Consider the following 13,731-nt stretch of genomic DNA (forward strand, 5'->3'; position numbering starts at 1 on the left):
TTAGACGACCGGTCTATTTTAAAATCAACTGACAATTTCAGGAGCATTTCAACATGCAAATTTTAATGGTACTTACCTCTCACGACGAACTTGGCAACACAGGTTACAAAACCGGCTTCTGGCTGGAAGAGCTGGCAGCCCCTTATTATGTTTTCAAAGATGCCGGCGCCACCATCACTCTGGCGTCTCCAAAAGGTGGACAACCACCACTGGATCCAAAAAGCCACGAGCCGGAATCCCAAACCGATGAAACCCGTCGTTTTGAAGCCGATGCAGAAGCAGTCGCCGCCCTGGCAGCCACGAAAAAACTGCAGGACGTCAACATGAATGATTTCGATGCCGTGTTTTACCCAGGCGGTCACGGACCATTGTGGGACCTGGCCGAAGACACTACCTCCATCAGCCTGATTGAACAGTTCGCCAATGCAGACAAGCCCGTCGCTGCGGTCTGTCATGCGCCTGGCGTACTACGCCATGTAAAAGGCAACGATGGCCAGCCTCTGGTCAACGGCAAATCCGTGACCGGATTTACCAATACGGAAGAAGCAGCCGTGCAACTGACAGATGTCGTGCCTTTCCTGGTGGAAGACATGTTGAAGGAAAATGGCGGTGATTACAGTAAAGGAGCCGACTGGATGCCACATGTAGTAACAGATGGCAAACTGGTGACCGGTCAGAATCCAGCATCTTCAGCCGATACCGCTAAGGCTTTGCTGGCATTACTGCAAGCTTGAGAAGATCGTTCGACATAAAAAACACCCGGCAGGGTATCCTGTCGGGTGTTTTTATCAGCCGATATCAGTTATCGGCAAGAGCTAGCTGTCTCAGGCAGCGGGTTCTTCAGATTTTTTCTGGCTCTGTTTGGCAGCCGCATCTTTCACCGGTTGTACCAGCGCTTTAGGTTGTCCGTAAAAGGCTGTTACATACAGGTCTTTGATTTCACTGATCATCGGATAACGAGGGTTAGCCGGAGTACACTGATCATCAAATGCTTCTTCTGACAACAGATCCAGTTTGTCCATAAACTCTACTTCATTCACACCAGCGCCACGAATGCTTTTCGGTATGTTCAGTTCGGCTTTCAACTCATCAATCGCCGCTACCAATAGTTCCACCTTCTCGTCAGCACTGTTGCCACCCAGTTCAAGGTAATCGGCAATCCGGGCATAACGGGTTTTGGCCTGTGGATATTTATACTGCGGGAACGTACCTTGTTTAACCGGTACATCAGTTGAGTTGTATTTCACCACTTCACTGATCAACAGCGCATTAGCCAAACCATGGGGAACATGGAAATGCGCACCCAGTTTGTGAGCCATGGAGTGACAAACACCCAGGAATGCATTGGCAAATGCGATACCCGCCATGGTTGCAGCATAGTGAACTTTTTCACGCGCTTTAGGATCATCCTTACCATTTTTGTAAGCGCTGGGCAGATATTTGAACAGCAACCGAATCGCTTCCAGTGCCTGGCCATTGGTAAACTCATTGGCAAACAGGCTGACATAAGCTTCCAGCGCATGGGTCAAAGCGTCGACACCGCCGTAGGCAGTCAAGCCCTGTGGCAGGCTCATCACCAGATCAGGATCAATGATGGCCATGTTCGGTGTCAGCTCATAGTCGGCGATTGGATATTTTACGCCGGTTTTTTCATCGGTCACTACCGCAAATGGTGTTACCTCGGAACCCGTACCAGAAGTGGTAGGTATGGCAACCATCTGAGCTTTAATACCCATTTTCGGGAAGTGATAAATACGCTTACGAATATCCATAAACCGTAGTGCCAGATCTTCGAAACGGACTTCCGGATGTTCATACATGACCCACATGATTTTGGCTGCATCCATCGGTGAACCACCACCAAACGCAACAATCACATCTGGTTTGAAGGCATTACATTTTTCCACGCCTTTGTTAACGGTACGCAGTGTTGGATCAGGCTCAACATCATAAAACACATCGGTTTCAAGCCCTTGCGCATGCAGAGCATCAGTGACCTGCTCGGTATACCCCTGATTAAACAGGAACGGATCGGTAACAACCAATGCCCGCTTTTTACCTTTCAAATCACTCAGCGCGACAGGCAATGCACCTTTACGGAAATAGATATCTTTGGGGATTTTATGCCACAACATATTTTCACGCCGGCTCGCAACAGTTTTCACATTAATCAGGTGTTTAGGACCTACGTTCTCAGAGACAGAGTTACCACCCCAACTACCGCAGCCCAATGTCAGTGACGGAGCCAGTTTAAAGTTGTACAGATCACCAATAGCACCCTGTGAAGCTGGCATGTTGATCAGGATACGACCGGTTTTCAGACGGCGACCAAACTCTTCGATACGTTCACGATTGTGATCCTGATCGGTATACAGGACAGATGTATGACCCATACCACCCAATTCAACCAGTGCTACGGCTTTGTCCAGCGCCTCATCAAAATCTTTGGCCCGATACATGGCCAGAGTGGGAGAAAGTTTTTCATGAGCGAAAGGCTCATCGAGATCAATGGCATCACACTCAGCAATGATCACTTTGGCTTCTTTGGGGACTTCAACACCACCGATAGCTGCCACTTTGTAAGCAGGCTGTCCAACAATTGCCGGGTTCATTGAACCGTTGACGATAACTTGTTCACCAACTTTCTTTTTCTGCTCAGCAGACAGAACATAAGCGCCACGAGCCTGGAATTCAGATTTAACCTGCTCATAAACACTATCAACCACAACCACAGACTGTTCAGAGGCACAAATGACACCATTGTCAAATGTTTTACTCATCAGCACTGAGCTCACTGCCTGTTTAATATGTGCGGATTCATCAATAACCGCTGGCGTATTACCAGCACCAACACCAATAGCTGGTTTACCAGAAGAATAAGCCGCCCGTACCATGCCGGGACCACCAGTGGCCAGAATCATGTTAATGTCAGGATGGCGCATCAGATGCTGGCTCAGATCCACAGTCGGTTCTTCAATACAAGCAATAATGTCTTTAGGGGCACCTGCCGCAATGGCCGCATCCATTACAATTTTTGCTGCCAGAGCAGTACATTTTTTTGCTCTTGGGTGGGGAGAGAAGACAATACCATTACGGGTTTTCAGTGCCAGCAGCGATTTGAAGATGGCTGTGGATGTCGGGTTAGTGGTCGGTACCACACCTGCGAGAATACCAATAGGCTCAGCCACTTTCATGATGCCGTATGCGGTATCTTCTTCAAGAATGCCACAGGTTTTGTCGTCTTTGTATTTGTTGTAAATAATTTCAGAAGCAAAATGGTTTTTGATCGCCTTATCTTCGGCAATACCCATTCCGGTTTCTTCCACCGCCATTTTGGCAAGACCGATACGCGCATTATTAGCGGCCAGTGCAGCCTGACGAAAAATCTCATCAACCTGTGCCTGCGTAAAACGGGAATATACCCTTTGAGCAGCTTTTACCCGTTCGATCAGAGCATCTAAATTTGCCAGGCTTTTATCCGGACTGGATGCTTCAACTTTTTTATTGGCCATTTTCAGGGCCTCCTATAACTACCAAGAAAGTCATTTTCATTGACAATCAGCAACAATGAATTGCCATTAAATGTAGAGGTATCAGCATTTTTCCTATTGACTCAGATCAGGTTGAATTCACGGAATAATTAATTATTTTCAAAAAATAATTATGAGCCAAAATACATAGAATATGCCTTTAAAATCAAAGACATAAAGAACCCTTCCGATACTGTTTAAAGACCGGAAAATTCACCTGTAAATGTTTTTTTGTATTTATTTTTGGATGGGTGTTTGTGGAATTTTTAAAGCACAGAATATTTCTGTACTAACTATCTATCAGATAGTAATCATGTATACGATATCAATATTCTCCAGTAGCAAGACCATAACTGTTAAAAATAGCACTAATGCGTTTCATAGTGTCAGATGATGGAGGCGTCACACCATTCAAGGCATATTCCTCACCCAATTCCTTCCACTTGTGTTCGCCCAATTGATGGAATGGCAACAGTTCAACTTTTTCCACATTCCCCAGCTGTGCTACAAAACGAGCCAACTCATCGGCATCATCTAAATCATCAGAATATCCGGGCACGACCACATAGCGAATCCACACTTTTTTCTCACGTTCGGCCAAATAACGGGCAAACTTCAGAGCGTACTGATTGGAAACCCCAACCAATGCCTTATGCCGTTCCGGATTGATCTGTTTGATGTCCAGCATGACCAGATCCGTAAAACCAAGTAGAGCATCGAGCGTGTCATCGTAATGTACGGCGTAACCATTGGTATCCAGACAGGTATGAAAACCCAGGTGCTTAAGGCTCTTGAACAGACGATACACAAATTGCGCCTGTAACAACGGTTCACCGCCAGTGACGGTCACCCCCCCTTCAGACATTTCCATAAACGGCTGATAAGGAACAATTTCCTCCACCAGCTCACCGACTGAACGCAGCTCTCCAGCATTCAGATCCCAGGTATCACGGTTATGACAATACAGGCACCGGTACAGACAGCCCTGCAAAAACACCACAAAGCGGGTGCCTGGACCATCGACAGTACCAAAGGAATCGGTGGAATGAACGCGACCGAGCATGTGGTCGGCATCCATTTCATCTCCCGCAACGGGAATCAGGTTTTCAAGTCTGGTCATAAATACTCCTATATTGGCTGACACTATAGCAGCTTTGTCCTTATCAAAATTGCCTCAGGTCAGTCTGCTAAAATGTTGTCGATCACGCAGAACAGGCGTATTGTCGCTATCTGCAACACAGCATTCCCAATTCAGCAACATGGAAATTCTGCTATTCCTGGCAGCGGATATATCCAGCCATCATTATTCACTGCGAAAGCCACTCCAACAGGATTGCATTTCCTCTGTTCAATCTTATGCTAGGGCCTGTCTACACGAGTTTCGTTGAACCTGTTATTGGCTAAAAAGGCTGCAATTAAGTGACGCGGCATTCCGACGGTTAACGTGAAGCTTAGTCATGCTAGGCGAACGTTGACCAACGCAAAGTGCGGCCTTTTTAGCCATAACCCTTCGGGCTGAGGCCGATGAAATGAGTGTAGACAGGCCCTAGTCGCCAGCAACTACTGCAACATCAACCACCATCTCAATTACGAGGAACTTTACATGCCTTACGTCAATATCAAAATCACCAAAGAAGGTGCTACAGCAGAACAAAAAGCAGAATTGATTTCTGGGGTCACACAATTGTTAAAGGACGTTCTCAATAAAAATCCCGCCACAACCGTCGTCGTAATTGATGAAGTGGAAACTGACAACTGGGGCATCGGTGGTGAACAGGTGACCGTTCTCAGACAACAGGCAGCGCAAAAACAACAGGACAAGTCCTGAAGCAGACCAATCTGCGCAGGCAACCAGGAAAAGATGACGTTCCTCAAAGGTACAACTGATAGATCAAAGTGCACATTGGAGATGTTTTTGTGTACGCGGCACGAATCCGCTATAACACCCAGGCGTTAACGAGCGACGCCACTCCCCACATCACAACCGTATAGTGCCAGTTGTTTTTGATGATCGCGCCAGCGGTAGCCTGATAACGGCTCATCAGCGCCAGACCAACACCGGTCAAAGGACTGGTGCCGGTGGAAATGGCCCAGCAGGACAAATATAAAAACCCCAGACGAACTGGATCAGGGCTCAATGGCAATAACAATGGACTGACCACGGACACACTGACAATCGGATGAATCCCTACCATTCCAGCCGTAATCATCACCGCCAGTACAACACTGAATAACCAGGAATCAAACTCAAACCCTGTCAGATCAAACACATTCGGATACAGTAAAATCAGGGCTTTGATGCCTGCAGAAAAAATACCGGCAGCCAGAAACAGCGCAAACTGACTGCCAATGTTAGCCAGCTTATAATTGATAAACTCATGTACCAGATACAGATCAGGACCGCCTCGCATAAACATCATTGCTCCGACAGGTGCCAGCAGGCAAATTAATACCAGCACGCTGATACCTGACCAGATGGAATGCGCCACCATCACGGCCACTGCCAGAAACAGTGGCATGATCAAACTCTCAACCCGAATTGGATAACCCTCGAACACCGCTTTTCGGTTCAGACTGACCTCCAGAATGGACAGTCCTATGCCAATCAGGGCCATCAACAAGCCGGGCCAAAGCACCCCCTGCCAATTCAGGCCTGGCGCATAGGTAAGGGCCACACCGGTGGCCACAAAAAACGGTGACCACCACGCTGCGGCGGAAAAACTCCGCGCCAGAATAACCCGCTGAGATACACTCAGAGCACCGTTGCGCTGCAGTCTGTCTCCGAACACGAACAGCACAGACAAGTTAATAACCGCCCCCAATAAATGCGATCCAAAGGCGGTTGTCACTAGTGCCCGGTTCCCCTGCGGCAATATTTTCTGCTCACTTTCAACATTGGCCAAAGCCAGGAAAGAAACCGCGACAAACATTCCCAACAACGGCAGGTTAACGGCGAAAATCTGCTGCCAGGGTAACCATAAGCCCTGAGTGCCGGCAAACAGTAACGCTGCTCCCCCTGTTATCATCAGAATCGTGGATTGTCGTTGACCATTCCTGGCGATAAAACGCCACATTAGCGCATTGCTGATCCAGGCGGCCAGCGCGGGAGCCAATACAGGAATCCAACCGGCAACACTCATTAAATACAAAATCAGAGTACTGAGAACGATCCAACCGGTATATTTTTTCATGTTACAGCTTAGTGTGAGGAAATATTGAAGTGGCAATTATGATACCAGAAGCCTATGCGGATTCCCCGGGAATATTTACAACAAACCGCAAGCAAACGCTCCGTCAGGATGAGCAACTAACGGCCAGTGATTTGCTCCAGTCCGGTGGTAATTGCGCATAAGAGGCCAGTTCAGGGTACTCCTGAAAAGGTTGCTGTAAGGCCGGCAACAAGGCATTAATTAGCGTGAAATCTTTTTTCTCCGCCGCTTCAATAGCCTCCTGAGCAACCCAATTACGCAATACCAAATAAGGATTATGACCTTGCATCTGTTGTCTTCGCGACGTTGCAGATGTGTCGTTCAATGCGTCGGTATAGTGTTGCCACCATGCGTCAAAGCCAGCGATGTCCAGGGTAAAGTTCCTAACATCCGGTTTGCGCTCATGAAGTTCGGCATGAGTCAGCCCGGTAAAACTGAAATGATAATCCATCTGCCCGCGCTTCAATAACTCAAGCCAGCCAATGGTTAACGATTCGCGCTGTTCCTCCGCCAGTTCTGCTATGCCCAGCTTATGGGACATCAGCGCCATATAATGACGTTGGTAACCGTCATTGTAACCATCGACTGCCTGCTGCAGAGTATCCACGGCCACCCAGGGAGTCAGACAGTTGCCCAACTGTACCAGGTTCCATAATCCAATCTTTGGCTGTTGATCATAAGCATAACGACCATAGTCATCAGAATGATTACAAATGAATGCGGGATCAAAGCGATCCAGAAAACCAAACGGACCATAATCGATCGTATCACCGAGTATGGAGAAATTATCCGTATTCATCACACCATGGCACCAACCCTGTGCCTGCCATCCGGCAATGAGTCGGGCAGTGCGTTGAACAACTTCGGTAAAAAAAGCGGCAATCGGTTCGGCACTATTCAGGCACTCGGGAAAATATTGCTCCAAAGTAAAATCGATCAGAGCCTTCAACTCTTCATGCTGATTGGTATGGAAAAAAAACTGATAATGACCAAAGCGCAGAAAACTACGGGCTACCCGGGTCACCATCGCGGCGGTTTCTCTGGCTTCACGAATCACCACATCATCACTGCCGGTAATGGCCAGCGCGCGTGTTGTGGGAATGCCCAGTCCGGCCATATTTTCACTCATTAAATATTCCCGCACGCTGGAACGTAATACTGCCCGACCATCACCCATCCGGGAAAAAGGTGTCATTCCCGAACCTTTTAACTGCACTTCCCAAATCTGCTGATCGCGATCTTCCAATCCGCCAATCAACGCTGCCCGTCCGTCTCCGAGTCTTGGCGTGTAACCACCAAACTGATGTCCGGCATAGACACTGGCTACCGCATCAACACTACGATGACCACTCAACAAAAAAATATCGTCTTCGCGTAATGGCTGTATTTGAAAAGTTTCGCTGAGTTGCGAATTTTCACTGACTAAATAGGGTTCACTGATTTTCTGAAGCGAAACTGGCACCAAATACGGCCGGTCCAACTGTCTAAACGGAAGGGGTTTGAGAATTTCGTGTAATGGCATAGGATGACAACTGGATCGTTAGCAAAGAACCCTTATTATCAATCTTACCCATGCAGTCCTCAAGTTTTGATCAGGGATTATTCCAATGTGACGACATTGGAATAATTCTTGGAAAATGCGGGGTAAATCATTATGAAAATTGTGGTTGTTGGAGGAGGAGCCGGTGGATTGGAGCTGGCAACCAAACTGGGAAACAAACTCGGTAAAAAGCAAAAAGCAGATGTCTTGTTAATCGACAAGAATCAAACTCACCTCTGGAAGCCGTTATTGCATGAAGTGGCTTCCGGCACTATGGATTCCGAAATCGACGCTGTCAGCTATCGCGCCCATGCACATAATCATAGCTTCCGTTTTAAGATCGGCACTCTGTCCGGCATTAACCGGGAAGAAAAATACATTCACCTGCAACCAGTCGTCGATGATGAAGGCGAAGAAATCCTGCCGGAACGCAAGGAAAGCTACGATATCCTGGTACTGGCTATTGGCAGTATTTCAAATGACTTCGGTGTTCAGGGAATTCGTGAGCATGCAATCTTTCTGGACAGCCCGAAGCAGGCCATCCGGTTCCAGCACAAACTGGTGAATCAGTTTATCCGGATCAACAGACGTCTGGAACAAGAGCCCAACACCTCACTGTCGGTGGCCATTGTTGGCGGCGGCGCCACTGGAGTGGAACTGTCTGCCGAATTGTTCAATGCCCGCCACTGGTTCTCTCTATACGGACTAAAAAACGTAACCTCTGAGCACCTTAAAGTCACCCTGGTCGAAGCCGGCCCTCGCCTGCTGCCTGCACTCAGTGAACGCATCGCCGCGTCGGTACACCAGGAATTATTGGATCTTGGACTCGATATTCTCACCAATACACAGGTATCACAGGCAGACGCCGGTAAACTACATACCGCTGACGGTAAGGTCATCGAGGCTGATTTGATCGTCTGGGCCGCAGGTGTCAAAGCGCCGGATTTCCTGAAGGGTTTTGGCGGCCTGGAAACCAATCGTATCAATCAGATTGTGGTCAATGCTCATCTGCAACCGGATCAGGATGAAAGTATTTATGTGATTGGTGATTGCGCCGGACGCCAGATTGACGAAAAACGCTGGGTACCTCCACGCGCGCAATCAGCTCATCAGATGGCCAGTCTGGTGTATCACAATATTCTGCTTTCGCTGGCAGGCAAACCACAAAAAGATTTCAAATATCAGGATCATGGCTCGCTGGTTTCTCTCAGTCGTTATACCGCCATTGGTAATCTGATGGGCAACCTGACCCGGGGCAGTATGAATATTGAAGGTAAACTCGCACGTATGGCGTATGTCTCACTGTATCGAATGCATCAATTGGCACTACATGGCTGGACAAAAATGATACTCATGACGTTGTCAGAAAAAATTAACAAGATCATTCGTCCCAGACTAAAACTACACTGACATATCGGCTGATTGTCTGCCCTTCAGAAACCGAAGGTAAAACGACATCGAACATGCTCTAACATCATGTTCGATGTCACCTTGGGTAAAGATCGGCCAGAGACTGAAAGCATCCACCACATTTTCATCAATAAAGTATCTTTTTTGCCTGTTACTTGGGAGGATCCACTTTGTCTTCGGTGGAACTGTTCAAACGGAACCAACCGGTCACGCTATAGCGATGCTTGTGCGCAAGCTGCACTTCATGGGGAAATTCTTCACTCATAAAAACCACAAGAGTCCCGTAAGCAGGCATCACTTTTGTAAGAATGTCGTCGCTGTCCTCGCGATAAATGACCAGTTCACCACCATCCTCAACCATCCACCCGGGGTTCAAATAAGCAATTACGGTCACAATCCGATTAGCCTCACCACGGAATGCGTCACAGTGCTTCTTATAAAATGAACCCGGTTCATAATGTGCCCAGTGGGTTTCGAACGAAAATAACCCCAGAAACAGCTCGCGATTCAAAAATGTCTGCAATTTCTGCGTCCACTGCAACCAAAGCTGTTCGGCTGCGGTACGCCCATCGATCCAATGTATATTGTCCCGGCGAATAAAATGGCTCTGAACATAGTTATCCTGACGTCCAACACCAGCTGCTTTAAAGTGCCCGGTTCCATCGGTGATAACCTCGGACAATAAAGATTCGCTTATGTCCTCTGGCAAAGCGCCAGGAATGACACAGTAGCCTTGACGGGTCAAACCATCCGCTATCTGGCGAAAAACGATATCACCGCTGTTAAAATCATCAGAAAAGAGTAGCCTGACGGGGCTCATTGAGAAGTTGCTCCAATAGAATAACGCGTCCTTTTATGGCTACCGGAGAACTTTGTCAATCAATATTTTGCGCCGCTACCATGGCAGCGTTCGATATCAAAAAGGATGCTGAAACTGCCAGTTCAAACTGATCGTCTGAGTGGTCTGCAAACCATCATCGGTTGACTGTATACTGGTCCCCAGTTCCAACTGTACGTCCTGAAAACCGGTATACAAAAACCACAAATCTGTGGCGATCAAATCCCCCATTTTATAACCCGCATAACCTTGCATAGTCACAACCGGATCACCAATGTAGGCACGACCGCGAAGATTGCTTTGCCAGTTTTCCGCAATGCGTCCATGTTGCTGTATAAAGACTTCTGCGCCATCGGAACTGATATCTTTTTCTTCATCACGACTGTAAAAAGAGTTAATCGCCAGGGCACCAAACTCAAAGTGACATTCCCCCGAAGCATCAAGACAGACACCTGCACCCACGGCATTGCCATAGTTGCGAATCTGGGAGTATTGTCGGTCACCTTCACCACCGACATGATTGACAATCACATCAGCATGCAGACGCAGCCGGCTGAATTGCCAGGTTGATGCCCAACCAATCTCAAACTGCTCGGAGTGATCCTGTTCCAATATCGACTGCCAATCAATCCACAGATCAGACGCCAACCATGAATAATCGGCCTGCCACTCCATTCCCTGATCAAGCCGGCCATTCAAGTTTTCATTCACATCCAGCAAAGCGGGATGAATTGGATGTCCAGATGCTAAAGTGCCAAAACTCAACAACTGCCGATGCTGCTGCAAAGGAATCTGGTAACTGCCCAAAAAACTTTGTTCATTATCGTTATCGCCATATTGCTGGGTGATCAACACACCAACGCGCGCCCGCGCACCTTCTTCATTGGTGTAAGACAATGAAACCGGCATCAACCAGCCAAACTGAGTATGACCATCCACTTCGTCGTGACTGAACTCATAGTTATTGAGCAGTGCCTCTGCTTCAATATCAAGCTGCGGGCCCAACTGCCATGTTGAGCTGTCTGATTTACCCCACCACTCACTATTGGTTAGCTTTAGTGCCTGAGCAGAGTGTGTTACTGTTGAAATCAAAAAAAGAAAAGCGAGCAAAAAACTGTTTGTTTTCATACATCAGCTATAGTCAATTATAATTATTGAATGCGCTGACGTTAGAGGCAAACCGGAAACGGGTCAAGTTTTCATAAAACCGGGCTATTAATCATCTGCAACAGTCAGTATCGTTTCAGCATGAACGAATATAAGAGCCACTAATGAAAAATAGAACCGGATACAACCAAGCCACGGGAATTACGAGTGAATAATAATAAGACGAATAACCGTATCGCTGTATTTGTAGATGTGCAGAATATCTATTACACCGTCAAACACACCTACCATTGTCATTTTGACTATCACAAATTCTGGTCAGATATTTCCAGTCAGGGTGATATTGTCAAAGCCGTGGCATATGCCAGTGACCGCAACTGCCCAAGACAGATTGCATTTCAGAGTATTCTGCGCAACATCGGTTTTGAAGTGAAGCTGCGCCCTTATATTCAGCGTCGTGACGGCAGCACCAAAGCGGATTGGGATGTTGGTATTACGATCGACATTATTGATTTTGCAGATCAGGTGGACACCATCATCCTGGCATCTGGCGATGGTGATTTTCAATTACTGGCCAACTATATTCGGGAGCGTTTCAACAAAGACTTTAACGTCTATGGCGTTCCCTCCCTGACCGCCCACACATTGGTGGAAGCGGCCAGTAACTATCACCCGATTTCAGAGCAATACCTGCTCAAGCATTAACCGGCGATGAGCGATTCGGCATATCGTTCTGCTGAATACTCGTTCAACACAACCATTTGTGCCCGCTTGAAGAAATTAAAGTCGGTGGCGGTTGCAGACGTGTAGGCGCCCATCATCCGGCCGATAATCAGATCACCGTTGGCCAGCTTGGGTAACATAATATCTTCTGCAATAACATCGATGCTGTCGCAAGTTGGTCCGGCCAGCACAGACGGTTGACGCTCTCCATCCCAGTACATGGCGTCCACCGGGTACTGACCATGATCAAACATGATTCCACTGAAAGAACCATAAATACCGTCGTCCAGGTAGTACCAGATTTTACCTTCGCGTTCTGCCTGCCCCATTACAGAGGCGACAGAAGTCACCGCAGGTGCACATATAAAACGACCCGGCTCAGCAATAATCCGAACAGTTTCCGGAAACGCTGCCAAAGCCTGCCGGATTGGCGTGCAGAATTCATGGATTGGAGTGACATCTTCCATATAACTGACCGGAAAGCCACCACCGATATCCAGCATGCTCAATACCGGCAGACCCAACTCGATCACCCGTTCAAAGACAGCATGGCAACTTTCAATAGCATGGACATACTTCTGCGGATCCGTGGTCTGTGAACCCACGTGGAAAGACAAACCTTTGATCCGGATACCCCACTCAAATGCCTGTTTGATCAGCTCAATAGCAGTCGCCGGGTGACAACCGAATTTCTTCGACAGATCAGCAACCGCATCAGCATTGCGGAAACTCAGGCGAATCAGAATTTCCGCTTCATCTTTATGAACACGGAACTTTTCCAACTCGTTAAGACTATCGACCACAAATACATGGCAGCCATAGTCCAACGCATCACGGATGTCACGATCCCGCTTAATCGGGTGAGTATGAATAGTGGCTTCAGCCGGCACGCCACATTCGCGCACCAGCTCGACTTCACCTGTGGTAGCAAGATCAAAACTGGCACCTTCGTCCAGCAGCGTTCTGACCACAGCAGGATGCGGCAACGGTTTCAGCGCAAAATGCAGAGTTACATCCGGTAAAGCATTCCGAAGCTCACGATATTGTCGGCGAATAATATCGCAATCCAGAATCATCAACGGAGCACCGTGGCGCTTGACCAGTAACTCGATCAATTCCACTTCAGAAAGGTCAGATAGATTAACAGACGCATTTTCATGAGACGCGTCAAAAATAGAGATGGTCATGAGCACAACCCTCTTGGCAATGATGTCAACGGTACACTTCGAGCGGCATCGAAAGCTCTCTAAAGCAGTCAATTCACTCTTGGATAGTTGCTCATTGCCTTGTCGCCTTTTGGGAAGTGGCGATGTACTCGGATTGGCTATCTACAAGAAGCATGCGAAGTTTAGGAAAAAAAAACAGACACGCAAC

The 13,731-nt window shown here is 47.6% G+C and carries 11 protein-coding genes; 4 read left to right on the forward strand and 7 right to left on the reverse strand.

Features of this window, described 5'->3' with window-relative positions; all coding sequences use genetic code 11:
- The first annotated feature begins 53 nt into the window (after nucleotides 1–53).
- Nucleotides 54–734, forward strand: a complete 681-nt coding sequence (locus tag ACQY6I_RS15195) for a type 1 glutamine amidotransferase domain-containing protein (RefSeq protein ID WP_428242342.1) — start codon at nucleotides 54–56, stop codon at nucleotides 732–734.
- A gap of 90 nt (nucleotides 735–824) precedes the next feature.
- Here ACQY6I_RS15195 and adhE read toward each other — a convergent pair whose 3' ends face one another.
- Together adhE and pflA are read right to left on the reverse strand one after the other, a co-directional pair.
- Complete coding sequence (adhE, locus tag ACQY6I_RS15200; RefSeq protein WP_428242343.1) at nucleotides 825–3,512, reverse strand: bifunctional acetaldehyde-CoA/alcohol dehydrogenase; 2,688 nt, start codon at nucleotides 3,510–3,512, stop codon at nucleotides 825–827.
- 343 nt (nucleotides 3,513–3,855) lie between these two features.
- Nucleotides 3,856–4,650 carry a pyruvate formate-lyase-activating protein gene (gene pflA, locus ACQY6I_RS15205; protein ID WP_428242344.1) on the reverse strand — a complete coding sequence of 265 codons (795 nt, stop codon included), beginning with the start codon at nucleotides 4,648–4,650 and terminating at the stop codon, nucleotides 3,856–3,858.
- Between the two features lie 483 nt (nucleotides 4,651–5,133).
- On the opposite strand from pflA, the gene ACQY6I_RS15210 reads away from it, so the two are divergent.
- Nucleotides 5,134–5,358, forward strand: coding sequence for a 2-hydroxymuconate tautomerase family protein (locus ACQY6I_RS15210; protein WP_428242345.1), 225 nt, complete (start codon nucleotides 5,134–5,136; stop codon nucleotides 5,356–5,358).
- A gap of 109 nt (nucleotides 5,359–5,467) precedes the next feature.
- Here the strand turns inward: ACQY6I_RS15210 and ACQY6I_RS15215 are convergent, their stop codons facing one another.
- Nucleotides 5,468–6,721 (reverse strand): hypothetical protein, encoded by a 1,254-nt coding sequence (locus ACQY6I_RS15215; protein WP_428242346.1) that lies wholly within the window; start codon nucleotides 6,719–6,721, stop codon nucleotides 5,468–5,470.
- Between the two features lie 103 nt (nucleotides 6,722–6,824).
- Complete coding sequence (locus ACQY6I_RS15220) at nucleotides 6,825–8,261, reverse strand: protein adenylyltransferase SelO (protein ID WP_428242347.1); 1,437 nt, start codon at nucleotides 8,259–8,261, stop codon at nucleotides 6,825–6,827.
- Nucleotides 8,262–8,393: 132 nt separating this feature from the next.
- Between ACQY6I_RS15220 and ACQY6I_RS15225 the strand changes: the two genes are divergently transcribed.
- A complete protein-coding gene (locus ACQY6I_RS15225; protein WP_428242348.1) occupies nucleotides 8,394–9,689 on the forward strand; it encodes an NAD(P)/FAD-dependent oxidoreductase in 1,296 nt (431 codons plus the stop codon).
- A 151-nt stretch (nucleotides 9,690–9,840) separates the two neighbouring features.
- Here the strand turns inward: ACQY6I_RS15225 and ACQY6I_RS15230 are convergent, their stop codons facing one another.
- Nucleotides 9,841–10,509, reverse strand: a complete 669-nt coding sequence (locus tag ACQY6I_RS15230; protein WP_428242349.1) for a 2OG-Fe(II) oxygenase — start codon at nucleotides 10,507–10,509, stop codon at nucleotides 9,841–9,843.
- A 96-nt stretch (nucleotides 10,510–10,605) separates the two neighbouring features.
- Entirely contained in the window at nucleotides 10,606–11,655 is a 1,050-nt protein-coding gene (locus tag ACQY6I_RS15235; RefSeq protein WP_428242350.1) for a hypothetical protein, read from the reverse strand.
- A gap of 186 nt (nucleotides 11,656–11,841) precedes the next feature.
- Here ACQY6I_RS15235 and ACQY6I_RS15240 point away from each other — a divergent pair, with 186 nt between their 5' ends.
- On the forward strand, nucleotides 11,842–12,339 hold the full coding sequence (locus ACQY6I_RS15240) for an NYN domain-containing protein (protein ID WP_428242351.1): 498 nt from the start codon (nucleotides 11,842–11,844) through the stop codon (nucleotides 12,337–12,339).
- Here ACQY6I_RS15240 and ACQY6I_RS15245 read toward each other — a convergent pair.
- Nucleotides 12,336–13,544: a type III PLP-dependent enzyme gene (locus ACQY6I_RS15245; RefSeq protein WP_428242352.1), complete on the reverse strand. Its 1,209-nt coding sequence runs from the start codon at nucleotides 13,542–13,544 to the stop codon at nucleotides 12,336–12,338. The genes ACQY6I_RS15240 and ACQY6I_RS15245 overlap by 4 nt on opposite strands.
- Nucleotides 13,545–13,731 lie beyond the last annotated feature (187 nt).

The sequence above is a fragment of the Gynuella sp. genome (assembly GCF_050297175.1).
Classification (GTDB): domain Bacteria; phylum Pseudomonadota; class Gammaproteobacteria; order Pseudomonadales; family Natronospirillaceae; genus Gynuella.

Excerpts from the sequence above, each read along its gene's own strand:
- ACQY6I_RS15195 (WP_428242342.1), top strand. The coding sequence starts at position 54 with ATGCAAATTTTAATGGTACTTACCTCTCACGACGAACTTGGCAACACA.
- adhE (WP_428242343.1), bottom strand. The coding sequence starts at position 3,512 with ATGGCCAATAAAAAAGTTGAAGCATCCAGTCCGGATAAAAGCCTGGCA.
- pflA (WP_428242344.1), bottom strand. The coding sequence starts at position 4,650 with ATGACCAGACTTGAAAACCTGATTCCCGTTGCGGGAGATGAAATGGAT.
- ACQY6I_RS15210 (WP_428242345.1), top strand. The coding sequence starts at position 5,134 with ATGCCTTACGTCAATATCAAAATCACCAAAGAAGGTGCTACAGCAGAA.
- ACQY6I_RS15215 (WP_428242346.1), bottom strand. The coding sequence starts at position 6,721 with ATGAAAAAATATACCGGTTGGATCGTTCTCAGTACTCTGATTTTGTAT.
- ACQY6I_RS15220 (WP_428242347.1), bottom strand. The coding sequence starts at position 8,261 with ATGCCATTACACGAAATTCTCAAACCCCTTCCGTTTAGACAGTTGGAC.
- ACQY6I_RS15225 (WP_428242348.1), top strand. The coding sequence starts at position 8,394 with ATGAAAATTGTGGTTGTTGGAGGAGGAGCCGGTGGATTGGAGCTGGCA.
- ACQY6I_RS15230 (WP_428242349.1), bottom strand. The coding sequence starts at position 10,509 with ATGAGCCCCGTCAGGCTACTCTTTTCTGATGATTTTAACAGCGGTGAT.
- ACQY6I_RS15235 (WP_428242350.1), bottom strand. The coding sequence starts at position 11,655 with ATGAAAACAAACAGTTTTTTGCTCGCTTTTCTTTTTTTGATTTCAACA.
- ACQY6I_RS15245 (WP_428242352.1), bottom strand. The coding sequence starts at position 13,544 with ATGACCATCTCTATTTTTGACGCGTCTCATGAAAATGCGTCTGTTAAT.